Below are 24,205 nucleotides of genomic sequence, written 5' to 3'. Positions count from 1 at the left end.
CGGCCGAATCCAGGCGCACACGCCAACCGCCACTACTTCGTTACAAGACGTCCCAAGGGCGCCTGCTGCAGCGGCACAGGACGTGCCGCGACCGGCTGCGGAGCCGCCTGAAGGTGCGCAGGCTCCGGAGGGTCCGGTTCCGTCGGCGGCCGTGACGCCTCGGGCGCCTCGTCCGCCGTGCCGTCCCGGACCGGACCCTCCAGGCCCGCGCCCCCCGACCCCCCGGTTCCCCCCGAAGACCCGGCGATGCCGCTCCCCGCGGGGGCCGGGCCTCCCGTCTCCCCCCTGGGCGCCGCCAGCTCCGCCACGCCGCACGGAGTCTCCCGCGTGGCGTACGGCAGCCGCAGCACCCCGTCCCGAGTCCACAGCCCGGCCCCGGCCAGCCAGCCCTCGGGCGCCGGGAGATGACTCACCTGCCGCCCGGCCGGCCGCCAGGTGCTCACCCAGCTGCCGACCGGTCCGTCCACGCGCAGCGCCACCGCGCAGTTCTCCGGCATCAGCACCTGTCCGGGCTGGATCGCGAACGGCGTCACCGCGCAGTCCGGCATGCGCAGGCTCTCCGGGAAGCGGACCGGCAGCATGCTGCCGAGCACGCCCCAGCCCAGTCGTTCCTCCCCCGGCGAGGGGGCGTCGGAGGAGATGAGCAGCAGTCCGCTGTCGGGGTCGGCGAGCAGCAGCCGGTCGTGGCTGGTGGCCGCGATCTGCAGCAGCGGCGACACCTCGGCGCGCTCCAGGTCCACCACGACCGTCTTGACCGGCCCGCCCAGCTCGCGGTCCAGCGCCAGCATCCGCCCGGCACGGTCCAGCCAGACCCCGCCCGAACAGCGCCCCGGCACCTCGGCGAGCCGCTCGGGCCCGAAGGTGCCGCCCGCCACCAGCCACACCACGCTGGAGCGCGGGCCGACGGCGAGGGCGTACGCCCGTGCACCCCCCGGTGCCGGCGGTAGCAGCGTGAGACGGGTGCCGGGTTCGGGGCACTCCACCGCGCCCAGCGGCAGCTCACCGGTGCCGGGGCCGGCCGGGTACAGCAGCGAGAAGGCGTGCCGGTGCCCGACCAGCCGGTGGATCAGGACCCGGCCGTCGGACAGGGGCTGCACCTCGGTGCCGGGCTCCTCCGGCTGGTTGCCGGGCAACGGCACCGCGTACGGCTCCGGGCCGTCCAGCGTCCAGCGCTCCGGGAACCACGACTCGCCGTTCCGCGCGAGCCGGGCCGCGTACGCGCCGTCCGCCGTGATGGCGCACCCCGCCCCGCCGCCCTCCGCACCACCGGTCGACGGGGGTTCGATCGCACAGGCCGTCATCGTTCGGTCACCTCCGGTGAACGAAGCTAGTTTTCGCACGCACAGGCGGGGGAGCGGCCGACATCGGCTTCACACATAAGGGTGGAGCAGAAGCGATTCACCTGAGGAAACCGGTGCTTATGTGCTGAGCGGGGTCAGACCCGGCGCATGCGGTACGGCCCGCGGACCAGCCAGGTAGCCTTTCCCTCGTGCCCCGTCTGTCTGAAGTCATCGCCGCGCTGGAGAGCCTGTGGCCCGCCGAGCGGGCCGAGTCCTGGGACGCGGTCGGCACGGTCGTGGGCGACCCCGACCAGGAGGTCACCCGGGTCCTGTTCGCCGTCGACCCCGTGCAGGAGATCGTCGACGAGGCGCTGAAGCTCGGCGCCGACCTGCTGGTCACCCACCACCCGCTGTACCTGCGCGGGACGACCACGGTCGCCGCGAACCACTTCAAGGGGCGTGTCGTGCACACCCTCATCAAGAACGACATCGCTCTGCACGTCGCCCACACCAACGCCGACACCGCCGACCCGGGTGTCTCGGACGCCCTCGCCGGCGCGCTCGACCTCCGGGTCGTACGCCCCCTCGTGCCGGACCCCACCGACCCGCAGGGCTGCCGGGGCCTGGGCCGCGTCTGCGAACTCGACCACCCGCTGACCGTCCGTGAACTGGCCGCGCGCGCCGCCGAACGGCTGCCCGCCACCGCGCAGGGCATCCGGGTGGCCGGCGACCCCGACGCCGTCGTCCGCACGGTCGCCGTCAGCGGCGGCTCCGGCGACAGCCTCTTCGACCAGGTCCGCGCGGCGGGCGTCGACGCCTTCCTCACCGCCGACCTGCGCCACCACCCCGCCTCGGAGGCGGTGGCCCAAAGCCCCCTCGCGCTGCTCGACGCGGCGCACTGGGCCACCGAGTGGCCCTGGTGCGAGCTGGCCGCAGCCCAGCTCGACGAGATCTCCGACCGCCACGGCTGGGACCTTCGGGTCCATGTCTCCAAGACGGTCACCGACCCCTGGACCGCCCACGCGGCGTCCACCGTCACCACTAGCTAATGGGAGCCCCCAACTGAACGCCGCGCCCGCCGACCAGATCCGACTCCTCGACGTCCAGGGCCTCGACGTCCGCCTGCAGCAGCTGGCGCACAAGCGGAAGTCGCTGCCCGAGCACGCCGAGATCGACTCGCTGAACAAGGACCTCACGCAGCTGCGTGACCTGCTCGTCGCCGCGCAGACCGAGGAGAGCGACACCGCCCGCGAGCAGACCAAGGCCGAGCAGGACGTGGACCAGGTGCGCCAGCGGGCCGCCCGCGACCAGCAGCGCCTGGACTCCGGCGCGGTCACCTCGCCGAAGGACCTGTCCAACCTCCAGCACGAGATCACCTCCCTCGCCAAGCGGCAGGGCGATCTGGAGGACGTGGTCCTGGAGGTCATGGAGCGCCGCGAGGCCGCGCAGGAGCGGGTGAACGAGCTGACCGAGCGTGTCGCCTCCGTCCAGTCGAAGATCGACGACGCGACCGCGCGCCGGGACGCGGCCCTCGAGGAGATCGACGGCGAGGCCGCCTCGGTGACCAAGGAGCGCGAGGTCGTGGCGGCCGCCGTCCCCGCCGACCTCCTCAAGCTCTACGACAAGCTGCGCGAGCAGCAGGGCGGCATCGGCGCGGCCAAGCTGTACGCCCGCACCTGCCAGGGCTGCCGCCAGGAGCTGGCGATCACCGAGCTGAACGACATCCGCGCGGCGGCGCCGGACACGGTGGTGCGGTGCGAGAACTGCCGCCGCATCCTGGTGCGTACGGCCGAGTCGGGTCTGTAAGAGTCGGTAAGGGGCTTTCGGGGTGCGGGAGTTCATCGTCGAGGCGGACGGCGGGTCGCGGGGCAACCCGGGGCCCGCGGGCTACGGGGCGGTCGTGCGGGACGCGGCGACGGGGCAGACCCTGACGGAGGCCGCGCAGTACATCGGCGTCGCCACGAACAACGTGGCCGAGTACCGAGGCCTGGTGGCCGGCCTGCGCGCCGCGCACGCCCTCGACCCGTCGGCCCGGGTCCACGTCCGCATGGACTCCAAGCTGGTCATCGAGCAGATGTCGGGGCGCTGGAAGATCAAGCACCCCGACATGAAGCCCCTGGCGGCCGAGGCACGGTCGGTCCTCCCCCCGGACCAGGTCACCTACGAGTGGATCCCCCGCGAACAGAACAAGTACGCGGACCGCTTGGCGAACGAGGCGATGGACGCGGGCGCCAAGGGCGGGCAGTGGTCCCCGTGGGAGTCGAGGGCGGCTCTGGACACGGCGTCCACGGTCCCGGAGCCGTCAGGCCCGCCGGGCGGCGCGGCGGCACGGGTGGGCGCCGGGGGCACCTCCCGGGCCGTTCCGGTACCGGGGGAGGCACCTCTCGGCGAGCAGCGCCCTGCCACCCCCGACGAGCAGCGCCTCTCCAGTGCCCCTGGCTGGAGCTCGGCCCCCGACCTCGGCGCCCCCGCCACCTTCGTGCTCCTCCGCCACGGCGAAACCCCCCTCACCCCCCAGAAACGCTTCTCCGGCAGCGGCGGCACCGACCCCTCCCTCTCCGCCGCCGGCCGCGAACAGGCCCACCGGGTCGCAGAGGCACTCGCCAGGCGCGGCACCGTCCAGGCCGTCCTCGCCTCCCCCCTCACCCGCACCCGCGAGACCGCCGCCGCCGTCGCCGCCCGCCTCGGTCTCGAGGTGACCATCGAAGACGGCCTGCGCGAGACGGACTTCGGCTCCTGGGAGGGCCTCACCTTCGGCGAGGTCCGCGAGCGCTACCCGGACGATCTGAACGCCTGGCTCGCCGACCCGGAGGCCCACCCCACCGGCGGCGGCGAGAGCTTCGCCGAGACGGCCACCCGGATCGCCGCGACCCGCGACAAGCTGGTCGCGGCCTACGCGGGCCGCACCGTCCTGCTGGTCAGCCACGTCACCCCGATCAAGACCCTCGTCCGCCTCGCCCTCGGCGCCCCGCCCGAGTCGCTGTTCCGCATGGAACTGTCCGCCGCCTCCCTGTCGGTGGTGGCGTACTACGCGGACGGCAATGCGAGCGTACGGCTGTTCAACGACACGTCCCACCTGCGTCCCTGAGCCCGGCGAGCCGCGCCGCGCCCCGCGCCAGCTCTTCCACGCGGGCCCAGTCCCCGGCGGCCACCGCGTCCGCCGGGACCATCCAACTCCCGCCCACACAGCCGACGTTGGGCAGCGACAGATACTCCGGTGCGGTCGCCGGACCGATCCCGCCCGTCGGACAGAAGCGGGCCTGCGGCAGCGGACCGGCCAGGGACTTCAGATAGGCCGTGCCGCCCGCGGCCTGCGCCGGGAAGAACTTCATCTCCCGCACCCCGCGCTCCAGCAGCGCCACCACCTCCGAGGTGGTCGAGACGCCGGGCAGGAACGGCACCCCGGACGCCCGCATCGCCGCCAGCAGCGCGTCCGTCCATCCAGGGCTGACCAGGAACCGTGCCCCGGCCGCCACACACTCGGTCACCTGCTCCGGGGTGATCACCGTCCCCGCTCCCACGACCGCCTCGGGCACCGCACCGGTGATCGCGCGGATCGCCTCCAGTGCCGTCGGAGTCCTGAGCGTCACCTCGACGGCGGGCAGCCCGCCCGCCACCAGCGCCCGCGCCAGCGGTACGGCGTCGGAGGCGTCTGAGAGGACCACCACGGGCACGACGGGCGCGAGATCCAGTACGGAGGCGGCCGAAGAGGAGGGCAGCGGTGAGGTCATGCCCTCATCGTGGCCAGGGGATGCAGCATGCGCAAAGAGCGTTGCGCATGCTGCAATGCCGGAGGGGTCGGCACCCCCAACGGCGATTCCTCAGTGGATCTCCTCCACCAGCACATCCAGCGACCACGGCTTCCCGGCCTTCCCCGGCGCCTCCGCCTCCACCTCGTACCCGAGCTCCCGCAGCACCTCGACCAGCTCGGCGGGGTCCTTCGGCGCGGCACCGGCCGTCAGCAGGCTCCGTACCATCCGGCCCTTGGTCGCCTTGTTGAAGTGGCTGACCACCTTCCGGGTCGGCGCGTGCAGTACCCGCACGGTCGCCGTCCGCCCCGCGACCTCGCCCTTCGGCCGCCACGCCGCCGCGTAGGCCGAGGAGCGCAGGTCCAGCACCAGCCCGTCCCCGGCCGCCGCCGGCAGCACCTCGGCCATCGGCGTCCGCCAGTGCCCGGCCAGCGCGCCGAGCCCCGGCAGCTTCACGCCCATCGAGCAGCGGTAGGAGGGGATGCGGTCGGTGACCCGCACCGCGCCCCACAGCCCGGAGAACACCAGCAGCGCGTCCGCCGCGCGCCGCCGGGCCGCCGCGTCCAGCGTGGCCAGGCCGAGGGCGTCGTACAGCACACCGGTGTAGATCTCCCCGGCGGGCCGGGCACCGGCCGTGCGCAGCCCGGCGTTCTTCGCGACCTCGCCGCGCAGCCCCTCGCTCAGCCCGAGCACCTCGCGCGCCTTCCCCTCGTCACCGCAGCACAGCTCGACCAGCTCGCCCAGCACGGCTTCCCGCGCGGCGGTCAGCCCCGGCAGCGACAGCGACCCAAGCTCCAGCGCGGCACCCTCACCCGCGTTCGCCTTGCCTTCCGAGGGCGGCAGCAGGACCAGCAACACGTACTCCTCACGTAGACCTCCGCGACAGCGTACGGCGTGCTCCCGGCCCGGCCCCGCCATACGCTCGCTGTATGCCCCGCCGCAAGATCCGCGTGACCGGTGCCCCCGAGGCCCCCTTGCGGGCCGCCCTCGCCGCGCTGCGCGGCGAACTCGGCCTCCCGGGGGACTTCCCGCCGCAGGTTCGGGCCGAGGCCGAGCGAGCGGCGAAGTCGCCCGTCCTGCCGTCGTACGACGCCACCGACATCCCCTTCCTCACCCTCGGCCCTCCCGCCCCGACCGACCTCGACCAGGCCGCCCACCTGTCCCGGCAGGGCGCCGGCTACCGGGTCCGGTACGCCGTCGCCGACGTCGCCGCCTTCGTCGTACCCGGCGGAGCGCTGGACGCGGAGGCGCACCGGCGGGTGAACACCCTGTACTTCCCGGACGAGCAGGTCCCCCTGCACCCCGCCGTGCTCAGCGAGGACGCGGCCGGCCTGCTGCCGGACCGGGTCCGCCCCGCCGTCCTGTGGACGATCGACCTGGACGCGGAGGGCCGGGCCGTCGCCGTCGACGTGCGCCGCGCCCTGGTCCGCAGCCGGGCCCGGCTCGACCACGCGGGCGTGCAGCGGCAGATCGACGCCGGGACCGCCGAGGAGCCTCTCGCGCTGCTCAAGGAGATCGGCCAGGCCCGGGAACGGCAGGAGACCGAGCGCGGCGGCATCTCCCTGACCGTGCCCGAGCAGGAGATCACCGAGCAGGACCACACCTACGTCCTCGGCTACCGGGCCCCGCTGCCCGCCGCGGCCTGGCACGCCCAGCTCTCGCTCCTCACCGGCATGGCCGCCGCCGACCTGATGCTCGCCCACGGCACCGGCGTCCTGCGCACCCTCCCGGCGGCCCCGGACGGCGCCGTCGCCCGGTTGCGCCGTACCGCGACCGCGCTGCACATCGACTGGCCGCACCATGTGTCGTACGCCGCGCTGGTCCGCACCCTCGACCCGCACCACCCGCACCACGCGGCCTTCCTCCAGGAGTGCACCACCCTGCTGCGCGGCGCCGGCTACACCGTCTTCCGCGACGGCGTCCTGCCGGCGATCACGACCCACGCCGCCGTCGCCGCCCCCTACACGCACTGCACCGCCCCGCTGCGCCGCCTGGCCGACCGGTACGCCTCGGAGATCTGCCTCGCCGCCGTCGCCGGTCAGGCCCCGCCCGACTGGGTGCTCAGCCGCCCTCGACGCGCTGCCCCGGCGGATGGCCGACGGCTCCCGCACCGCCGGCACGGTGGAGCGCGCGTGCGTGGACATCGTGGAGGCGGCCCTGCTCAAGGACCGGGTCGGGGACGTCTTCGAGGGATGTGTGGTGGACGTCGACGAGCACCGGCCGGGCGTGGGGACCGTGCAGGTGGACTCGCCTGCGGTCATCGGCCGGATCGAGGGCGACCGCCTCCCGCTCGGCGAACGCCTGCGGGTACGGCTCGGCCGGGCCGATCCCGGGACGGCGAAGATCCTGTTCAGGCCCGCGTGAGCGCCTGGACGAGGGTGCCGGGGTCGTCGGCGTGCAGGCGCACCGTGCGCACCTGCCGGGGGCGGCCGAGGAACGACCGGTGGGTGACGGGCTCCGCCAGCTCCAGCCGCACCGACGTCCGGGAACCGATCGCGAGGTCCAGCACGTCGTCCGCCGGCCGGTGCGTCATCCGTGTCTCGCGGTGGACGGCCGTGATCGCGCCCAGCGGAATCCGCAGGTCCACATGGACCCCGTACCGCACCCGCAGCGCCTGCCCGGTCAGCACGTGCGGGCGGACCACACAGGCCGCGTGCAGGCCGACGACGAGCAGCACGGTGTAGACGTCCAGCACGAGCAGGACGTCGTGCGCGGTGGGCATGTCGCGCAGCATCGCGGACACGCCGATCGTCTCGACCACGCACACGAAGGCCAGCCCCCACATCGTGGCGCCCTGCCCGCGCATGTACCCGAAACCCCGGCCGCCGCCGGTCCCCTGAGTGCGTCGGGCCAGCCACAGCGCGAGGCTGGTGTAGAGCCGCACCTCGTGCGCCGCCAGCCGTCCCAGTGCCTTCAGCATCCTCATCCCCCCTCCTCGGCAAGGATATTGAGCGCGCGGCGGATCACCTCGGCCTGGGCGGGCGCGAAGTCGGCGTACAGGGCGCGCAGGACGGCGTGGCCGGAGTCGACCGGACCGGCCGGCAGCAGTCCCGGGGGGATGCAGCCGGCCAGGGACCGCGCGGCCTCCGCCACGCGCGGGTCGTCCGGTTCCGCGTTCGCGAGCACGTCGAGCAGCGCGTACACCTCGCGGGTCCGCGCCAGGGTCTCCGGATCGTCCAGGACGCCGCGCAGCGCGCACAGCAGCCGCTCCCGCTCCTCGGGCCCCGCCCCGGTGTCGATCAGGGCGAGAATCTCGCGGTCCTTGGCGGCCGTGGGGGAGTCGTCACCGGCCAACGAGCCGAACAGTTCGGCGAGTTGCGGCGAGACGGGACCCTCGGCGGGCAGCTCCCCACCGTCCAGCAGGGCCCGCAGCCGCTGCCGGCGCTCCCGGATCTCCGCCTCCTGCCGGGCCAGGTCCCCGTCCAGTTCGGTGAGCACCTCGACCAGGTCCTTCCCGGCGTCGTCGGCGAGCACGTCCCGCACCTCGGCGAGACCCAGACCCAGCTCGGTCAGCCGCCGGATCCGGGCGAGGACGACGGCGTGCCGCAGGGTGTAGCGCCGGTAGCCGTTGGACCTGCGCTCGGGCTCGGGCAGCAGGCCCAGGTGGTGGTAGTGCCGCACGGTGCGCGTCGTGACGCCGACGGCGGCGGCGAGTTCTCCGATCCGCATGGGACCAGTACAGACGTTGACGTCGCGACAGGGTCAAGCGGCGACCCGGGGCATGCCGAGCCAGTGTTCCAGGGACTCCGGCAGGCCCTTGCCGCCCTCGTTCCCGGTGGCCCAGGCCACGAACCCGTCCGGCCGCAGGAACAGCGCCTTGAGTTCGGGCCGGTCCGGGCAGGCGAGCGTACGGACCTCCAGCCGGTCGCCGTACCCCTCGGCGCGGGCGCGCAGTCCGGCGTCGTCGGCGAGGTCGAGCAGCAGGGCGCGCCCGGAGTGCAGATGGTCGCCGAGCCGGGAGCCGTCGGCCAGTACCAGGTCGGGGGCGCTGGCACCGGTCAGCGGGTGGTCGCCGGGCAGGTCGTAGCGCTGCCAGATGCCGGAGATCCGCGTGACGAGGTACGTCGTGCCGGTGGTGGTCAGCGCCAGGTCGGTGACCACCCGGCGCAGGGCGCGGGCGTGCCGGTCCGGGCGCATCACCGCGATCTGCGCGCGGGTCCAGTCGAGCACCCAGGCGCCGATGGGATGCCGTTCGGCGGTGTAGCTGTCCAGCAGCGACTCGGGTGCCGTACCGCGTACGACGGCGGCCAGCTTCCAGCCCAGGTTCATCGCGTCCCCGATGCCGAGGTTGAGCCCCTGCCCGCCGAACGGCGAGTGCACATGCGCGGCGTCGCCCGCGAGCAGCACCCGGCCCCTGCGGTAGTCGGTGGCCTGGCGGGCGTTGTCGGTGAACCGGGTGGCGGTGATCACCCTGTCGACGCAGACCTCGGGAACGCCCGAGACCCGGCGCAGGCTGGCCTGCAACTCCTCGGCCGTGACGGGCGCCGACCGGTCGGCGGGCGGCCCGTCGAACTCCACGCTGAGGACACGGCCCGGGAAGGGCCCGTAGACGTACGTCCCCACGTCCGTCGTGTTCCAGCCCGTGCGCAGCCGCTCGCCGCCGGTCAGCTCCACGACCGCCTGATAGCCGGTGATCTCCGGATCCGTGCCCGGGAAGTCGAACCCGGCGAGCTTGCGGACCGTACTGCGGCCGCCGTCGCAGCCCACCAGCCAGCCGGCGCGGATCGTCCCCTCGCCGGTGTGTACGGCGACCCCGTCCTCGTCGGCGTCGAAGCCGGTGAGCTCCACGCCCCGGCGCACCGCCACCCCGAGCCGCGCGGCCCACCGGGCCAGGATCCGCTCCAGCTCGGCCTGGGGTACGCCGAGCCCCGTGTCCCCGGCGGGGCCGGCGTCCGCCCAGGCCGGGTCGGAGCCGTCGAAGAGGTCGGGGTCCATGGTGATCCCGGCGAAGTGTCCGGCGAACTTGGGCGGGAGCTTGCTGAGCTTGCCCCTGTCCTCGGGCCTGCCGCTCTTCTGGAAGGCGCGCAGCCGTTCCCGCGCCGCCTCCCACACCGCCGCCAGCTCCGGCAGCAGCCCCCGCCGATAGAAGGAGACCGCGCTCGGGACGTTGATCGCACCCGCCTTGATCGTCTCGTCCACCTCGGCCAGCCGCTCCACGACCAGCACCCGCGCACCGCCGAGCCCCAGCTCACAGCCGAGGAAGAGCCCCACGGGACCGGCGCCCGCCACCACTACGTCGTACTCGGTCATCGTCGTCATGGGCGTTTACTATAGTCACTAAAAGTTTTGAGCGGATATAATTTCTCCATGCATGAGGAGCTTTCCCTGAGGGAGCGCAAGAAGCGGGAGACGCGGCAGCGGATCTCGGACATCGCGACGGGCCTGTTCGCCGAGCGCGGCTTCGACGCCGTGACCGTCGCGGAAGTGGCGCGGGCGGCGGGGGTCTCCGCGATGACGGTCTTCAACTACTTCCCGCGCAAGGAGGACCTGTTCCTCGACCGCATCCCGCAGGCCGCCGAACTCCTGGCCGGGGCGGTCCGCGACCGCGCACCCGGTCAGTCCCCGCTCACCGCCCTGCGCGGCCTCGCGCTGCGCCTGCTCGACGAGCGGCACCCGCTCGGCGGCGTGGGCGAGACCTTCGCCCCCTTCTGGCGGGTCGTCGTCGGCTCGCCGGCGCTGTGTGCCCGCGCCCGCGAGGGGGTCGAGGAGGTGGAGCGGGCGCTGGCCGCCGCCCTCGGCGAGAGCGGCGCGCCCGACCCCGACCTGCTGGCGGCCCTGGTCGTGGCGGCCTACCGGACGGTTTTCGCCGCCTCCGTGCGCCGGCTGATGTCGGGCGACGCGGTGGAGGAGGTGGCCCGGGATCACCGGGCGGCCCTGGAGGCCGCCTTCGCCGCGCTCGAACGGACGGGCCTGGACGGCTGACGGTCGTGGCCCGGGTGCCCGGCGCACCGTCGCCGCCTGCTCGCCGCCTGCTCGCCACCGCGATGGCTGCCCGGCGCCCGCTGGTCGGCGAGCGCGGCGCCTTGCGTGAAGGCCTGGCCAACAGCGCCGGCAAGGCGAGCGCCGGCCAGCCGGTGCGGCGCAGGGCGGTGAGGGTGGCCCGGAGTGCGGCCCTGGACTTCCTCCTCCTGCCCGCCCCGGCCTTCCCGGCCTTCCTGGCCGACGCGCCCCGCACGGCCAGGGGACAGCCGGCGCCGGACGGCTCACGCCCCGGGCCCGCGAGATCGTGACGGCCGCCCGCGACCTCCCGGAGGAGTCCGGGCCCGCCCTGCTCACCCCGCGCACCCTCGCAGACCGCATCGGGGACAAGGCGCCGTATCGAGGAGCCGGCCGACCGCCATGAAGCCACCGAGACCGCGCCCCGGCTCCCTCTAGGCTCACCGGCCGACGCCGACCTCGGCGCGGCATGGAAACGGGGCCCGAAGGCGTTGCCCCCATGAGCGCATGACAGGCAAGGGGGTGCCCGATGACGGAACAGGCGCTGTGGACCAGGGCGCGACTGGGCCGGCTCGGTCCGCCGCTCGACCTGCTGACGGCGAACTTCCGCCGGCACACCTACGCCCCGCACGCCCACGAGGAGTACACGGTCGGCGTCTGCGTCGGCGGCTGTGAGGTGATCGACTACCGGGGCGGCCACATCCGCACCGGACCGGGCACCATCGTCGTCCTCGACCCCGGCGAGATGCACACCGGCGGCCCCGCCAACGCCGCCGACGGCTACGCCTACCGCGCCCTGTACGCGGAGCCGGCGCTGCTGACCGACGGCATCCTCGGCGGCCTGCCGTACTTCCGCGAACCGCTCCTCGACGACCCCGAGCTCGCCGCCGCGCTCCGCCGCGCCCACACCGAACTCAGCTCCTGCCCCGACCCGCTGGAGGCCGAGTCCGTCCTGCCCTGGCTGCTGACCGCGCTGGCCCGCCGCCACTCCACGGCCAGACCGGGACGCGACCTGGTCCCCGGCGCGCGCACGATAGCCCTGACGGTCCGCGACCGCCTGGCCGGCGAACTCACCGCACCCCCGCCGCTGTCGTGCCTCGCCGCCGACCTGGGCCTGTCCCGCTACCAGCTGCTGCGGGCCTTCCGTACGACGATGGGCGTACCCCCGTACGCCTGGCTCGCCCAGTACCGGGTGAGCAGGGCGCGGGGCCTGCTGGAGGCCGGTCTGCGCCCGGCGGAGGTGGCGGGCCTGGTGGGCTTCGCCGACCAGGCGCACCTGACCCGCTGGTTCCGCCGGGTGCTCGGGGTGACGCCGGCGGCGTACCGCACCAGCGTCACCTCGGCGGCACATCGCAACAGCGTTCAAGACACCCTGTGAGGACGCGGCCGAAACTCGTCGCATGACTGCACGTGGCTGGTTCCTGTTCTCCCTCATGGGAGTGATCTGGGGCGTCCCCTATCTGATGATCAAGGTGGCGGTGGACGAGGTGTCCCCGCCGGTGGTCGTGTTCACCCGCTGTGCGCTCGGCGCGCTCCTGCTGCTGCCCTTCGCCCTGCGCCAGGGCGGCCTGCCCCGGACCGTACGGACCCACTGGCGGCCCCTGCTGGCCTTCGCGTGTCTGGAGATCATCGTCCCCTGGTTCACGCTCACCGACGCCGAACGGCATCTGTCCAGTTCAACGGCCGGCCTGCTGATCGCGGGCGTACCGATCGTGGGCGTGATCGCCGCCCGCCTGCTCGGTGACACCGAACACCTCGGAGCCCGCCGCCTCACGGGCCTCGCCCTGGGCCTGGGCGGAGTGACGGTCCTGACCCTTCCCCACCTGACCGGCGGCGACGCCCGCTCCCTGGCCGAGGTGCTGCTGACGGTCCTGGGTTACGCCACCGCCCCGCTGGTAGCCGCGCGCCGGTTGAAAGAGGTCCCGTCCCTGCACCTGACGGCGGCCTGTCTCACCCTGGCGGCCGTGGTCTACGCCCCGGTGGCGATCGTGGCGCGGCCGTCGTCCGTCCCCTCCTCCACCGCCTTGGCGGCCCTGGCCGGCCTGGGCGTGCTCTGCACGGCGGTGGCGTTCGTGGCGTTCCTGGAGCTCATCAGGGAGGCGGGTCCCACTCGTGCCACGGTGATCACGTACGTCAACCCGGCGGTCGCGGTGGCGGCGGGCGCGGTCTTCCTCAGCGAGCCGCTGACTCCCACGGTCCTGGTGGCCTTCGCCCTCATCCTGGCCGGCTCGGTCCTGGCCACGGCCGCCGGCCCGCGCCGGCCCCGGCGCCCGGTACCATGGTCGACACGGCAGACGAGCCGGGCGGGCGGCCGCGTGGAGTCCCCCTAGGGGGCTTCCCGAGGAACGTCCGGGCTCCACAGGGCAGGGTGGTGGCTAACGGCCACCCGGGGTGACCCGCGGGACAGTGCCACAGAAAGCAGACCGCCCGGGGCTCCGGCCCCTGGTAAGGGTGAAACGGTGGTGTAAGAGACCACCAGTGCCCAGGGTGACCTGGGCAGCTAGGTAAACCCCACCCGGAGCAAGGTCAAAAGGAAGCACTCCGGTGCTTCTGCGCGGACGTTCGAGGGCTGCCCGCCCGAGTCCGCGGGTAGACCGCACGAGGCCGGTGGCAACACCGGCCCTAGATGGATGGCCGTCGCCCCGGCGCCCGCGAGGGCACCGGGGAACAGAACCCGGCGTACAGCCCGACTCGTCTGCCTCGCTTGTTTTCGCGCAGGAGCCTCAGCTCGCGGCCGGGTGACAGGATGTGTGACGTCCGGGTGTCCCAGGACGGCACCTCCTGCTACTTCTCCTGCTCCTAGCTCCTCCTGCCCCTACTCCTCGAACAGCACCTCCTGCTCGCCCTCCTTCTTCACCCGCACCCGCCGCGCGCGCACGCCCACGACCAGCGCCGTCGCCGCGGCCGTGGCGCCGAGGGCCGCCGGGACCATCCAGCCGCGGTCGAAGACATGGCCGAAGGCGTGGTCGAGGGAGAGCCGGCCGGGGCCCGTGACGCCGAGGCCGGCTGCCGCGAGCCCGAGGCTCGCCGCGTGCTCGTAGCCGCCCTCCTGGGCGAAGAAGCCGTTGGGCAGGTGGACCGCCGCCGCCCCCGCCATCGCGCCGGCCGCCGCCGCGCCCGCCGCCGGGGTCGCCAGGCCCAGGGCGAGCAGGGTGCCGCCGCCGGCCTCCGCGAGCCCGGCCGCCGTCGCGCTCGCCCTGCCGGGCGCGTAGCCGACGGACTCCATGAACTGACCGGTGCCCTCCAGGCCGTGCCCGCCGAACCAGCCGAACAGCTTCTGCGCGCCGTGCGCGGCCAGCACCCCGCCGGTCCCCAGCCGGAGGAGCAGCAGGCCCAGATCACGTCGGTCGTAACAGCTCACGGTGACTCCCATGCAGACAGGCGGACGGGGACAGGTTCCTCCCGCGTTTCCACCGTCGCAGCTCTCACACCGGCGGGCCCGCCGTGGCGGGCGTTCGGGTGGCGGGTCGGGGAGGGCGGTGTGAACCTGGCGCCATGACGATTCAGCCAGCCAAGCTCAGCGATCCGGCGGTCCGGGCCTTCGTGAACGCCGTCAACTCCCATGACCGGGAAGGCTTCCTGGAGTTGCTCGCGCCCGGCGCGACCATGTCCGACGACGGCTCCGACCGTGACCTCGCCGACTGGATCGACCGGGAGATCTTCTCCTCCCACGGCCACATGGAGGTCGACAACGAGTCCGCCGGCGGCCGGGCGCTGCTGGCCCGCTACTGCAACGACACCTGGGGCGAGATGCGCACCAGGTGGACCTTCACGGTGGAGGACGACGGCCGGATCTCCCGATTCGAGACCGGGCAGGCATAGGCGGGCAGCGGAAAGGGAGTTGAGAAACCGAGGTAACTCATCGGATTTTCATAACGCGGCAAATTCCGCGCCCTCCGGCCCGCCCTGGGCGAATCCCCTGCTGGGCGCGGTGTACGGTCCCCGGGTGCGTGAATGTTCCCGGCTCAGCCGACGTGCCGTCCTCGGGTTGACGGCCGCCGCCCTTCCCGTGTCCACGGCCACCGCGGCCGCCGCCGTCGACTCCCCCGTCATCGGGGGTGAGCGGCTGGCCCGCTCCGGTGTCCAGGTGCGCGGCGCCTCGGGGCTGCCCAAGAAGATCACCGCCCAGTCCTGGCTGATCGCCGACTGCGACAGCGGAGACGTGCTCGCCTCGTTCAACGCGCACCGGCGGCTCCCGCCCGCGTCCACGCTGAAGATGCTGTTCGCGGACACCGTGCTGAAGAAGTTCGACCGCGCCGAGCGGTACACGGTCAAGGACGCCGATGTCGCCGACGTCCCGGCCGGCTCCAGCCTGGTCGGCATCAAACCCGGCATCACCTACACCGTCGAGCAGCTTTGGCAGGGCGTGTTCCTGCGCTCCGGCAACGACGCCGTGCACGTGCTCTCCCACATGAACGGCGGCATCGCCAGGACCGTCGCCGAGATGCAGGCCAAGGCCGCGGACCTGCAGGCCCTGGACACCCATGTGGTCAGCCCCGACGGCTTCGACCACCCCGGCCAGATCTCCTCGGCGTACGACCTCACGCTGTTCGCCCGGCACGGCCTCAAGGACGCCGACTTCCGCGGCTACTGCGGCACGCGGACCGCCGACTTCCCGGCGGGCGGCAAGAAGACCTTCCAGATCCAGAACACCGACCGCCTGCTGACCGGGGCGTGGGGACTGAAGACGTACAACGGCCTGATCGGCGTCAAGAACGGCTACACCAGCCACGCCGGCAACACCTTCACCGGTGCGGCCACCCGGGGCGGGCGCACCCTGCTGGTGACGGTCATGCACCCCGCCGAGGGCAGCAACGCCGTCTACGAGCAGGCCGCCGCGTTGCTCGACTGGGGCTTCGGGCACGGGCGTTCGGCGCAGGCGGTGGGCACGCTCGTCGATCCGCTCAGCGAGGGCGGGGCGAGCGCGGGTCCGGCACGCGCGCGCAAGGCGGTACAGGCTGCGGCCGGCGCGCCCGGCCCGGACTCCGGCGGCCCGTCCACCGGACGGCTGGTGGAGGGTGCGGGAGGCACGGCGCTGCTGCTGGCGGCGGCGGGCGTGCTGGTGGTGAAGAAGCGGCGCAGGGCGGTGGCGGCAGCCGCGGCGGCCGAGGCGTCCCAGGGGGCCGGGGAACCGGCGGCGCCGGGCGGCCGGCACCGGCGCTGACGTGTGCGGCGGCCGTTCCACCGGCCGGTGCGCACCCCGCGTCGCGCGGGGGCCGCCCCCAACTCCGGCCCGGTGGAACGGCCGCCGCCTCCCCCCTCGGTATGGCCTGCGGAATCCACATGCTCCAACTGTGAAGCTCTTGTGGAGGAAAGTTGAGCATATGTGCTTGACCGGCCGCAATACCGCAGGTGTTCGAAGTCCGTGCGCGCGGGCAGGGTCAGCCGCGTCCGATGTACGGCATCGCCGTCGCCAGTACCGTCGCGAACTGCACGTTCGCCTCCAGCGGCAGCTCGGCCATGTGCCGCACGGTGCGCGCCACGTCGGCCACGTCCATCACCGGCTCCGCGACCACCTCGCCGTTCGCCTGGAGTGCGCCGGCCTGCATCCGGGCCGTCATGTCGGTCGCCGCGTTGCCGATGTCGATCTGCCCGACCGCGATGCGGTACGGCCGCCCGTCCAGCGACAGCGACTTGGTCAGCCCGGTCAGCGCGTGCTTGGTCGTGGTGTAGGCGACCGAGAGCGGGCGGGGCGTGTGGGCCGAGATCGAGCCGTTGTTGATGATCCGGCCGCCTTGCGGATCCTGCTCCTTCATCCGCCGGTACGCCGCCTGCGCGCACAGGAACGCCCCGTTGAGGTTGGTGTCCACCACGTGCCGCCAGTCGTCGTACGACAGCTCCTCGACCGGGACCTCGCGGGGACCGTTGATCCCCGCGTTGTTGAACAGCAGGTCCACCCGGCCGAACCGCTCCACCGTCGCCGTGAACAGGGCCTCCACGTCCTCGGGCCGGGACACGTCGGTGCCCACGGCGAGCGCGGCGGCCCCCGGGACCAGTGCCGCCGTCGCCTCCAGCGGCTCGGTGCGCCGGCCGGCCAGCGCCACCGACCAGCCGGCCCCGAGCAGCTCCACGGCGACGGCCCGCCCGATGCCGGAACCGGCGCCCGTCACCACCGCGATCTTCGATTGCCTGTCAGTCATGGCTCCGCAGCGTAGGCGGAACATCCGCCATGCGGAATCCAGTGTCCGCCATACGGTTACACGGCCGCGGCGACCGTCTCCCCGGGACACCGCACCCCGATCCGCTCCCGCGGTCGCCCGTACCGCCGGCGATCGAACAGTGCGGCGCCGCCACCGCCCCGCCCTCGCTCACGTGTGCCCCGGCGGCGTGTGCGAGCTGAGAGCATGGGTGCCGGTCAGCACCAGGGAGGGACAGATGCCCGAGCACGCGGCGGCACCGCCACCGGAGACGGAACACGGCTCCACCACCCCTGCCACGCCACCGACCGCCGCCACCCGCCGCACCGGCCTGCTCGTCACCCTCGTCCTCGGCGGCCTCACCGCGACACCCCCGCTCGCGATGGACATGTACCTTCCGTCCCTGCCGGAGGTCACCCGGTCCCTGCACGCCCCCGCCGCCACCGTCCAGCTCACCCTCACCGCCTGCCTGCTGGGCATGGCGCTCGGGCAGCTGATCGTCGGCCCGATGAGCGACCGCTGGGGCCGCCGCCGCCCGCTGCTCACCGGCCTCGCCGTCTACCTCCTCGCCACCGCCCTGTGCGCGGTGGCGCCGAACGTGGAGACCCTCGTCGCCTTCCGCCTGGCCCAGGGCCTCGCGGGCGCGGCCGGCATCGTCATCGCGCGGGCCGTCGTACGCGACCTGTACGACGGAGTCGCCATGGCCCGCTTCTTCTCCACCCTGATGCTGATCTCCGGGGTCGCGCCGATCGTCGCCCCGCTCATCGGCGGGCAGATCCTGCGGGTGACCGACTGGCGCGGTGTGTTCGTCGTCCTCACGGCGGTCGGCGCCCTGCTCACCGCGCTGGTCTGGCTGCGGCTGCCCGAGACCCTGGCACCGGGCGACCGGCACGAGGGCGGAGTCGGCGAGGCCCTGCGTTCCATGCGGGCCCTCCTCGCCGACCTGCCCTTCACCGGCTACATGCTGGCCGGCGGCTTCGCCTTCGCCGCGCTGTTCGCGTACATATCCGCGTCCCCCTTCGTCGTCCAGGAGATCTACGGCGCCTCCCCGCAGACCTTCAGCCTGCTGTTCGGCCTGAACTCGGTCGGCCTGGTGATCGCCGGGCAGGTCAACGGCAAGCTGCTGGTCGGCCGGGTCGCCCTGGACAAGGTCCTCGCCACCGGCCTGACGGTGACCGTGCTCGCCGCGACCGCCCTGCTGCTGATGTCCACCGGCGCCCTCGGCGAGGTGGGCCTCGCCCCCGTCGCCGCCGCGCTGTTCGTCCTCATGTCCGCCATGGGCATCACCCTGCCCAACGCGCAGTCCCTCGCCCTGCTGCGCACCCGGCACGCCGCCGGCTCCGCCTCCGCGCTGCTCGGCACCTCCTCCTTCCTCGTCGGCGCGGTCGCCTCACCGCTCGTCGGCGTCGCCGGAGAGCACACCGCCGTCCCCATGGCGCTGGTCCAGCTGGCGGGAGCACTGGTCGCGGCGGCCTGCTTCGTGGGAATGTGCCGTCCCTGGAACACACGTGGGAACGCACGTGCGCGATCGGAGGGAGACGGGAACTGAGCGCACCGAGACTGCGCGCCGACACACCGGAACGGGCCGGGCTCGACCCCGTGGAGCTCGGGCACCTGGTCGGCGAGGCGCACGCCCTCACCGCCGGCGACCGCCCCTGGGCGGCCGGCGCCGTCGTGCTGGCCGGCCGCGGCCCCGTGATCGCCGTGGCCGAGGCGTCGGGCTGGGCGGTCCGCTACGCCTCCTACGACCCCGAGACCGACACCGCCGTCGAACTGCCGCCCGCCGCCCGGGTCCCGGCCACCGTCGGCACGCCCTTCGACCTGGCCTCCCTCACCAAGCTGTTCACCGCCGTCGCCGCGGTGCAGCAGATCGAGCGCGGCACCCTCGGCATGGACGCCCGGGTCGGCGACTACCTGCCCGACTTCCACGCCGCGGCCGCCCACGGCATCACGGTGCGGCAGCTCCTCACGCACACCTCAGGGCTGCGCCCCGAGCTGCCCCTGTACGACTGCCCGGACGACGCCGCCCGGCTGGCCCTGCTGCGCGCCGAGATCCCCACCGCCCAGCCGGGCCGGTACCGCTACTCCGACCTGAACATGCTCCTGCTCCAGTTCGTCCTGGAACGCATCACCGGCCGCGCCCTCGACGTCCTCGTCCGGGACGGCATCACCCGCCCGCTCGGCATGACCGCCACCGGCTTCTCACCCTGCCCCGGCGCCGCCGCCACCGAGGACCAGCGGCGTCCGTGGGCCAAGGCGGACCGGGGGATGCTGCGGGGCGTGGTCCACGACGAGAACGCCTGGGCGCTCGGCGGCGTCGCCGGGCACGCGGGCCTGTTCTCCACCGCCCGCGACCTCGCGGTCTTCTGCCGCACCCTGCTCGCGGGCGGCTCGTACGGCCCCGCCCGCATCCTCGGCCCCGACTTCGTCGAACTGCTGCTGACCCCGCCGGGCCTGGGCTTCGTCGTCGACCAGCCGTGGTTCATGGGCGAACTGGCGGGCGACGGCGCGGCGGGCCACACCGGCTTCACCGGGACGTCGCTCGTCCTCGACCCGAGGACGGACACGTTCCTGGTGCTGCTGGCCAACACCGTGCATCCCAGGCGCAGGGCACCGGACAGCGGACCCCGGGCAGCACTGGCCACCCGTCTGGCGAGGGCGGTGATCTGAGTCCGCCGTAGAATCACCGGGTGAACGACCCCGTGACCCCGGCCCAGACCCTGCGCGCCGCCCTGGACGACGTCCTCGCCGGGCTCCCGCCCACCCAGGCCGCCGGAGCCGTGGAACGGCTGATCGACAACTACCGCGGGGAGACCCCCACCCACGCCCCGATCCTCCGCGACCGAGCCGACGTGGCCGCCTACGCCGCCTACCGCATGCCCGCCACCTTCGAAGCGGTCCGCTCGGCACTGGAGGCGTTCGCACAGGCCGTGCCCGACTGGACGCCCGGCAGCCACACCGACGTCGGCGGCGGCACCGGCGCCGCCACCTGGGCCGTCACCGCTACCTGGCCCGGCGAGCGCGGCGTCACCGTGCTGGACTGGGCCGAGCCCGCGCTCGCCCTCGGCCGGGAGATCGCCGCCGCCAACCCGGCCCTGCGCGGCGCCCGCTGGCAGCGCGCCCGGATCGGCGCCGACCTCACCCTCCAGGACACCGACCTCGTCACGGTGTCGTACGTCCTCAACGAGCTGGCCGAGCCCGACCGCGCCGTCCTCGTCGACGCCGCCGCGGACGCCGCGCAGACCGTGGTGATCGTGGAGGCCGGCACCCCGGCCGGCTACGCCCGCGTCATCGAGGCCCGCGACCGCCTGATCCACGCCGGACTCCACGTCGTCGCCCCCTGCCCGCACAGCGCCGCCTGCCCCATCGAGCCCGGCAGGGACTGGTGCCACTTCTCCGCCCGGGTGAGCCGCTCCTCCCTGCACCGCCGGGTCAAGGGCGGCACCCTGCCGTACGAGGACGAGAAGTTCTCGTACGTCGTCGCCACCCGCCTGCCCGCCGAGCCGGCCCCCGCCCGCGTCATCCGGCGCCCGCAGATCCGCAAGGGCCAGGTGCTGCTGGACCTGTGCGAGGCCGACGACCAGCTGCGCCGCACCACGGTCACCAAACGCCACGGCTCCCTGTACCGGGCGGCCCGCGACGCAGAGTGGGGCGACGCCTGGCCGCCGGAGGACGCGGACGCCTAGGCAGCGCCCCGAAGGGCGCGAGGCGGTGCCCGGTGCGCGGCCGCCGCCGCGTGGGCGCGACCGGCCACAACGGACCCGCAGACGCCGGACGACCCGTCCCGGCGCCACCGGCGCACCGCCGGACCAGCGGAGCTTGTAGCGTCGCCCCCATGGTCAACAAGCCGGCCCCCGACGCCACCCGCCGCAGCGAGAGATCCCGCCGAGCGATCTACGACGCCGCCCTCGCCCTGGTCGGCGAGGTCGGGTACCCGAAGACCACCGTCGAGGGGATCGCCGCCCGGGCCGGGGTCGGCAAGCAGACGATCTACCGCTGGTGGCCGTCCAAGGCGGCCGTCCTGCTGGAGGCGTTCCTCGACCTCTCCCGGCAGGCGGCACAGGAAGCGGGCCAGGAGCCGTACGTCATCCCGGACACCGGGGACCTCGCCGCCGACCTCAAGACGGTGCTGCGGATCACGGTGGACCAGCTGCTCGACCCGCGCTTCGAGGTGCCCGCCCGGGCGCTGGCCGCCGAGGGGGTGGTCAACGAGCCGCTCGGCCGCGAGTTCGTCACCGAACTCCTCGAACCCCAGCTCCAGCTGTACGTCGACCGGCTGCGCGCCGCACAGGACGCCGGGGACGTACGGGTCGGCGTCGATCCCCGTATCGCCCTGGAACTGTTCGTCTCACCGCTCGCGCAGCGCTGGCTGCAGCACACGGGACCGATCTCGTACGCCTACACGGACACGTTGGTCGAGTACGCCCTGCACGGAATCGCATCTCAGCCACCCCGAAGCGCATGAAGACGGGACGATAAGGCACACTGTCCGCACACCAGCGAGGCGACCACCCAGACTGAGGCGATAGATGAGCGCGACGTTCGGCAGCCGGTCGGGCCGGCAGGGCAAACTCTCCCAGTGGCTGCTCGGACGCCGCCCGAAGGAAGCCGCCGACGAAGGCGGCCGTGAGTCCCTGCTGCTCGCCGCCGCCGGGGCGGGCCTGCCGCTCGCCCCCGCCGCGTACCCCGCGCCCGGCTACCGCTGCTCCTGCGACCGCGTCGGCTGTCCCACCCCGGCCCGGCACCCGGTGTCGTTCGCCTGGCAGACCCAGTCCACCACCGACCGCGCCCAGATCGAGCGCTGGGCCCGGCACCAGCCGCAGGCCAACTTCATCACCGCCACTGGCATGGTCCACGACGTCCTCGACGTGCCCCTGGAGGCCGGGCGGGAGGCCCTTGAGCGGCTGCTCTCCTGCGGGGTCGAGGTCGGCCCCGTCGCCGAGAGCGACGACGGCCGCATGCTGTTCTTCACCCTCACCCGCGGCACCCCCGAGGACGAGGACGAGTGGTGGCCGTGCGAGCTGGACTGCCACCCCGAGACCATGGACGAGCACCCCGGGCTGCGCTGGCATTGCCGGGGGTCGTACGTGCTCGTGCCGCCGGCGCGACTGCCCGGTGACGATCAGCGGGTGCGGTGGGTGCGGGGGCCGGAGCACGCGTTGCCGGACCCCCTGAGTCTGCTGGAGGCGCTCACCGACACGGCGGCGCGGTACGCGGACACCGGTGCGGGTTGGCCTTTGCGGCACTGAGCGGTTGCCCGCGCCGCTGACGGAGTTTCACTCACCCTGCGCCGACACAAGACCCGGCACTCTCCCCAACACCGACACCTTGCCGCTCCGCGCCGGGTCCAGGGCCACGTCGGCCGACATGAACTCCAGGGTCAGGGACTGCTTCACCTCGCCCTTGGTCAGGGCCTGCACGTCCTTCGTCTGGGTCGGGACCGTGGTGCCGGTGGCGGCGGTCTGTTTCTCGTAGTGGTGCGTGGTGAAGAACACCAGCGCACCGCCGTCCGCCGTGCGCAGCGCCAGCGGGGCGTAGTCGCCGCTCGTCAGCGGCCGGTCAATGAACTGCGTGACCAGGCCCGGCCGGTGGCCCCGCTCGGCGCGGTTGGCGCGTTCGGCACTGGTGTACGTGCCGTCGGCGAAGGTCTGGCCGCCCTTCTTCAGGTAGGTCGCGTAGTCCGCGCTCAGCTTCCCGGGCGCGACGGCGAGCTGTGCGGAGCCGGCCGGTACCGCCTCCGCCCAGCCGTCCTTGTCCGTCTTGAACTCCGGTACGGTGCCGGGCGCCAGGAGGGTCACGTACGCCACCCGCCAGCGCCGGCCGAGGTCGCCCCGGGTGAACACCATCAGCCAGCGGGCCTTGCCGGTCTTGCTGCCCTGGGCGTCGGCGACGAACCAGCGCGGCCAGCCGGTCTTCTCAGGGATCGTGATCTTCACGTCCGACAGCTTCAGCGGCACGTGGTTCGGGTTGCCGGACGGGCTGCCCGCGTGCAAGGCCTTCAGCCGGGCGGCGGTGATGTCGCCGAACGGGCCGGTGAGATAGGGCGCGTCCAGGGAGTTGTCGTATGCCTTGTCGGCCTTGTTGTACGCGGTCGTGAACGCGGTGAGCGCCTTGGCGGCCTCGGCGCGGGTGGCGGCGGGGAGCATCTCACGCTCCCCGTGCACCACCACGCATCCGCTCGCCGTCAGCGACAAAGCGGTCAGCGAGGCCGCTATGAGTGCGTTCCGGTCACGCCTGCGGAGCCTGCGCGGGCTGTGATCCCTGCTCATCGGATCCCTTCACCTTCCCCTTTCCGGAGGCGAACCCTACCGGGGCGAGGAAGATCGCGAGCGTCGGGATCAGGTACAGCAGCCACACCGTGACCTGGAGGACCGTCGGGTCGGGCTGGAAGTTGAGGACGCCCTTGAGGAGGGTGCCGTACCAGCTGTCCGGCGGGATGGTGTCGCTGATGTCGAAGGCCAGGTGCGTCAGGCCGGGGAGCCAGCTCGCCTCCTGCAGGTCGTGGAAGCCGTAGGCGAGGACTCCCGCCGCGACCACGACCAGCATGCCGCCGGTCCAGGTGAAGAACTTCGCGAGGTTGATCTTCAGGGCGCCCCGGTAGAACAGCCAGCCGAGCAGGACCGCGGTGGCCAGGCCCAGGGCCACGCCGATCAGCGGGCGCGGGGTGCCGTCGCTCGCCGCGTGCACCGACGCCCACACGAACAGCGCGGTCTCCAGGCCCTCCCGGCCGACGGCCAGGAACGCGGTGGCGACCAGCGCGCCCGTGCCCATGGCGAGGGCCGCGTCCAGCTTGCCGTGCAGCTCCGACTTCAGGTGCCGGGCGGTGCGCCGCATCCAGAACACCATCCAGGTCACCAGGCCGACGGCGACCACCGACAGCGAGCCGCCGAGTGCCTCCTGCGCCTGGAACGTCAGCTCCTGGGAGCCGTACTGCAGGACACAGCCGAAGCCCATCGCGATGGCGACCGCGATGCCGATGCCGATCCAGACCGGCTTCAGCGCGTCCCGGCGGCCGGTCTTGACCAGATACGCGATGAGGATGCAGACGACGAGCGACGCCTCCAGGCCCTCGCGCAGGCCGATCAGGTAGTTGGAGAACACG

General features: G+C 73.6%; 23 protein-coding genes, 1 other RNA gene and 2 pseudogenes. 16 read left to right on the top strand and 10 right to left on the bottom strand.

What is annotated here, in order from left to right; genetic code table 11:
* Window positions 1-32 precede the first annotated feature (32 nt).
* Window positions 33-1,301, bottom strand: a complete 1,269-nt coding sequence (locus tag ACZ7GZ_RS00265; protein ID WP_471019211.1) for a hypothetical protein — start codon at window positions 1,299-1,301, stop codon at window positions 33-35.
* A gap of 188 nt (window positions 1,302-1,489) precedes the next feature.
* Between ACZ7GZ_RS00265 and ACZ7GZ_RS00260 the strand changes: the two genes are divergently transcribed.
* Genes ACZ7GZ_RS00260 through ACZ7GZ_RS00250 form a run of 3 tightly spaced genes read left to right on the top strand, consistent with a single transcriptional unit; the run spans window position 1,490 to window position 4,368 of the window.
* Entirely contained in the window at window positions 1,490-2,329 is an 840-nt protein-coding gene (locus ACZ7GZ_RS00260) for a Nif3-like dinuclear metal center hexameric protein (protein ID WP_471019209.1), read from the top strand.
* A gap of 13 nt (window positions 2,330-2,342) precedes the next feature.
* Window positions 2,343-3,086, top strand: a complete 744-nt coding sequence (locus tag ACZ7GZ_RS00255; protein ID WP_471020152.1) for a zinc ribbon domain-containing protein — start codon at window positions 2,343-2,345, stop codon at window positions 3,084-3,086.
* Window positions 3,087-3,108: 22 nt separating this feature from the next.
* The gene (locus ACZ7GZ_RS00250) at window positions 3,109-4,368 is read left to right on the top strand and encodes a bifunctional RNase H/acid phosphatase (RefSeq protein WP_471019207.1); all 1,260 of its coding nucleotides are present in this window, start codon (window positions 3,109-3,111) and stop codon (window positions 4,366-4,368) included.
* Here ACZ7GZ_RS00250 and eda read toward each other — a convergent pair.
* The gene (gene eda / locus ACZ7GZ_RS00245; RefSeq protein WP_471019206.1) at window positions 4,340-5,011 is read right to left on the bottom strand and encodes a bifunctional 4-hydroxy-2-oxoglutarate aldolase/2-dehydro-3-deoxy-phosphogluconate aldolase; all 672 of its coding nucleotides are present in this window, start codon (window positions 5,009-5,011) and stop codon (window positions 4,340-4,342) included. The genes ACZ7GZ_RS00250 and eda overlap by 29 nt on opposite strands.
* A 90-nt stretch (window positions 5,012-5,101) precedes the next feature.
* Window positions 5,102-5,884 carry a peroxide stress protein YaaA gene (gene yaaA, locus ACZ7GZ_RS00240; RefSeq protein ID WP_471020150.1) on the bottom strand — a complete coding sequence of 261 codons (783 nt, stop codon included), beginning with the start codon at window positions 5,882-5,884 and terminating at the stop codon, window positions 5,102-5,104.
* Window positions 5,885-5,958: 74 nt separating this feature from the next.
* Here yaaA and ACZ7GZ_RS00235 point away from each other — a divergent pair.
* Window positions 5,959-7,393: pseudogene (locus ACZ7GZ_RS00235) on the top strand (RNB domain-containing ribonuclease).
* Here ACZ7GZ_RS00235 and ACZ7GZ_RS00230 read toward each other — a convergent pair.
* From ACZ7GZ_RS00230 to ACZ7GZ_RS00220, 3 genes are read right to left on the bottom strand one after another with little or no spacing between them, the layout of a single operon-like run.
* Entirely contained in the window at window positions 7,380-7,949 is a 570-nt protein-coding gene (locus ACZ7GZ_RS00230; protein ID WP_471020148.1) for a hypothetical protein, read from the bottom strand. The pseudogene ACZ7GZ_RS00235 and the gene ACZ7GZ_RS00230 overlap by 14 nt on opposite strands.
* Window positions 7,950-7,951: 2 nt before the next feature.
* Entirely contained in the window at window positions 7,952-8,698 is a 747-nt protein-coding gene (locus ACZ7GZ_RS00225; RefSeq protein WP_471019204.1) for a MerR family transcriptional regulator, read from the bottom strand.
* A gap of 33 nt (window positions 8,699-8,731) precedes the next feature.
* Window positions 8,732-10,279, bottom strand: a complete 1,548-nt coding sequence (locus ACZ7GZ_RS00220; protein WP_471020146.1) for an FAD-dependent monooxygenase — start codon at window positions 10,277-10,279, stop codon at window positions 8,732-8,734.
* Window positions 10,280-10,336: 57 nt separating this feature from the next.
* On the opposite strand from ACZ7GZ_RS00220, the gene ACZ7GZ_RS00215 reads away from it, so the two are divergent.
* From ACZ7GZ_RS00215 to rnpB, 5 genes and pseudogenes are all read left to right on the top strand, one after another.
* The gene (locus ACZ7GZ_RS00215; protein ID WP_471019202.1) at window positions 10,337-10,951 is read left to right on the top strand and encodes a TetR/AcrR family transcriptional regulator; all 615 of its coding nucleotides are present in this window, start codon (window positions 10,337-10,339) and stop codon (window positions 10,949-10,951) included.
* Window positions 10,952-10,956: 5 nt separating this feature from the next.
* Window positions 10,957-11,259 (top strand): hypothetical protein, encoded by a 303-nt coding sequence (locus ACZ7GZ_RS00210; protein ID WP_471019200.1) that lies wholly within the window; start codon window positions 10,957-10,959, stop codon window positions 11,257-11,259.
* Window positions 11,260-11,495: 236 nt separating this feature from the next.
* On the top strand, window positions 11,496-12,344 hold the full coding sequence (locus ACZ7GZ_RS00205) for an AraC family transcriptional regulator (RefSeq protein ID WP_471019199.1): 849 nt from the start codon (window positions 11,496-11,498) through the stop codon (window positions 12,342-12,344).
* A 22-nt stretch (window positions 12,345-12,366) separates the two neighbouring features.
* Window positions 12,367-13,146, top strand: a pseudogene (locus ACZ7GZ_RS00200) (DMT family transporter); the annotation flags it as partial.
* Between the two features lie 115 nt (window positions 13,147-13,261).
* Window positions 13,262-13,664, top strand: an RNA gene (gene rnpB, locus ACZ7GZ_RS00195) — RNase P RNA component class A.
* A 117-nt stretch (window positions 13,665-13,781) separates the two neighbouring features.
* Here rnpB and ACZ7GZ_RS00190 read toward each other — a convergent pair.
* On the bottom strand, window positions 13,782-14,327 hold the full coding sequence (locus ACZ7GZ_RS00190; RefSeq protein WP_471019196.1) for a DoxX family membrane protein: 546 nt from the start codon (window positions 14,325-14,327) through the stop codon (window positions 13,782-13,784).
* A 134-nt stretch (window positions 14,328-14,461) separates the two neighbouring features.
* Here ACZ7GZ_RS00190 and ACZ7GZ_RS00185 point away from each other — a divergent pair, with 134 nt between their 5' ends.
* On the top strand, window positions 14,462-14,788 hold the full coding sequence (locus ACZ7GZ_RS00185; RefSeq protein ID WP_471019193.1) for a nuclear transport factor 2 family protein: 327 nt from the start codon (window positions 14,462-14,464) through the stop codon (window positions 14,786-14,788).
* Between the two features lie 124 nt (window positions 14,789-14,912).
* Entirely contained in the window at window positions 14,913-16,130 is a 1,218-nt protein-coding gene (locus ACZ7GZ_RS00180) for a D-alanyl-D-alanine carboxypeptidase family protein (protein ID WP_471019192.1), read from the top strand.
* Between the two features lie 217 nt (window positions 16,131-16,347).
* Here the strand turns inward: ACZ7GZ_RS00180 and ACZ7GZ_RS00175 are convergent, their stop codons facing one another.
* A complete protein-coding gene (locus ACZ7GZ_RS00175; protein WP_471019189.1) occupies window positions 16,348-17,106 on the bottom strand; it encodes an SDR family oxidoreductase in 759 nt (252 codons plus the stop codon).
* A gap of 235 nt (window positions 17,107-17,341) precedes the next feature.
* Here ACZ7GZ_RS00175 and ACZ7GZ_RS00170 point away from each other — a divergent pair, with 235 nt between their 5' ends.
* The 5 genes from ACZ7GZ_RS00170 to ACZ7GZ_RS00150 all read left to right on the top strand — a co-directional run bounded on the left by ACZ7GZ_RS00170 (window position 17,342) and on the right by ACZ7GZ_RS00150 (window position 22,352).
* Complete coding sequence (locus ACZ7GZ_RS00170) at window positions 17,342-18,652, top strand: multidrug effflux MFS transporter (protein WP_471019186.1); 1,311 nt, start codon at window positions 17,342-17,344, stop codon at window positions 18,650-18,652.
* A complete protein-coding gene (locus tag ACZ7GZ_RS00165; protein ID WP_471019183.1) occupies window positions 18,592-19,773 on the top strand; it encodes a serine hydrolase domain-containing protein in 1,182 nt (393 codons plus the stop codon). The genes ACZ7GZ_RS00170 and ACZ7GZ_RS00165 overlap by 61 nt, the downstream gene beginning before the upstream one ends.
* Before the next feature lie 20 nt (window positions 19,774-19,793).
* Window positions 19,794-20,789, top strand: a complete 996-nt coding sequence (locus ACZ7GZ_RS00160; RefSeq protein ID WP_471019180.1) for a small ribosomal subunit Rsm22 family protein — start codon at window positions 19,794-19,796, stop codon at window positions 20,787-20,789.
* Window positions 20,790-20,938: 149 nt separating this feature from the next.
* Entirely contained in the window at window positions 20,939-21,568 is a 630-nt protein-coding gene (locus ACZ7GZ_RS00155) for a TetR/AcrR family transcriptional regulator (protein WP_471019179.1), read from the top strand.
* 64 nt (window positions 21,569-21,632) lie between these two features.
* Window positions 21,633-22,352: a bifunctional DNA primase/polymerase gene (locus ACZ7GZ_RS00150; protein ID WP_471019176.1), complete on the top strand. Its 720-nt coding sequence runs from the start codon at window positions 21,633-21,635 to the stop codon at window positions 22,350-22,352.
* Window positions 22,353-22,379: 27 nt separating this feature from the next.
* On the opposite strand, the gene ACZ7GZ_RS00145 is transcribed toward ACZ7GZ_RS00150, so the two are convergent.
* A complete protein-coding gene (locus ACZ7GZ_RS00145) occupies window positions 22,380-23,372 on the bottom strand; it encodes an SCO2278 family lipoprotein (protein WP_471019172.1) in 993 nt (330 codons plus the stop codon).
* A complete protein-coding gene (gene efeU / locus ACZ7GZ_RS00140) occupies window positions 23,332-24,204 on the bottom strand; it encodes an iron uptake transporter permease EfeU (protein WP_471019170.1) in 873 nt (290 codons plus the stop codon). The genes ACZ7GZ_RS00145 and efeU overlap by 41 nt, the downstream gene beginning before the upstream one ends.
* Window position 24,205 lies beyond the last annotated feature (1 nt).

The sequence above is a fragment of the Streptomyces sp. NPDC037288 genome (assembly GCF_055603265.1).
Note: the sequence above shows the minus strand (reverse complement) of the source record. Positions and strands in the feature narration are given on the sequence as shown.